At 37.6% G+C, this 1,199-nt stretch carries 1 protein-coding gene; it reads left to right on the plus strand.

The features are described 5' to 3' along the window. Positions 1 to 69: 69 nt before the first annotated feature. Positions 70 to 1,199 (plus strand): IS3 family transposase gene (locus ACW6QP_RS15350; protein ID WP_457911754.1). Its coding sequence is split into 2 segments (ribosomal slippage), with 1,131 coding nucleotides annotated over them: positions 70 to 310 and positions 310 to 1,199; the frame shifts between segments, so codons are not numbered across the junction. This gene is flagged as partial in the annotation.

Below are 1,199 nucleotides of genomic sequence, written 5' to 3' on the forward strand. Positions count from 1 at the left end.
CTGGAGTTGCTACCTTTACTCGGACATAAAATTTAAGACTGTTTGTTACAAAACAAATATCTTAGAAACATGAAAAAACGCTATTACAGTCCTGAATTAAAGGAGCAAGCAGTTCGGTTAAGTTACCAACGAGAAAACATAAAAGAACTGGCAGACGAATTAGGTATAGAAGTCCAAAGGATTTATAAATGGCGGAAGGCAGCCAAAACAACGACATCCCCCAAGCCAGAAAGATCAATACCTGATGATACATTAGAAGTTAAAAGACTGCGCAAGGCGCTTAAAGAAAAGGAACTTGAACTTGAGATATTAAAAAAGGCCGTGCACATCTTCTCCAAGAGCGATGGGAAATCTATGGATTTATAGCCAGTTATAGGCACTTATACCCCATCGAGAGGATGTGCAAAGTTTTTAAAGTAAGTAGGAGCAGTTTTTATAGGTGGTACAGTGCCGGCCCATCAAAACGGGCACTGGAACATAGCCTGTTCACGGATTTGATAAAAAAGGAATTTCACCTGAGTCAAAGACGTTATGGCTCCACAAGAATAGCGGAGCAACTAAAACGTAAAGGCTACTGTATATCCAGGTGCAGAGTGGCTAAAATTATGAGGGCGAACAATTGGGCAAGCAAACACAAAAGGAAGTTTAAGGCTACCACTAATTCCAACCATAAATACCCGGTTTGCAGAAATTTATTGAACAGAAACTTTAATCCCAGCAGGTTAAATGAAGCTTGGGTCAGTGATATCACTTACATCCATACCAATCAAGGCTGGCTGTACCTGACCACTATTATTGATTTGTTTGACAGGCAGGTAATAGGTTGGTCATTAAGTACAAGTTTACATACCAATCAAACTATTATTCCTGCATGGAAAATGGCTGTAAGCAAGCGCAATATAAACATGGATTTAATATTCCACTCAGACCGAGGGATACAATACGCCTCAAAAACATTTAGAACATTTATTAAATCCAACCCGTTGGTGACCCAATCTATGAGTAGAAAGGGAAATTGTTGGGATAATTCAGTTGCTGAATCCTTTTTTAAAACAATAGAGGTAGAACTTATTTATGATGATAATTTTAAAACTATAGAGCAGGCTAAAACCGCTGTTTTTGAATACATAGAAATATGGTATAATAGAAAACGTTTACACTCTTTTTTAGGGTATAAAACTCCTTATGAAGTAGAACAA

The sequence above is a fragment of the Salegentibacter haimaensis genome, assembly GCF_054121495.1.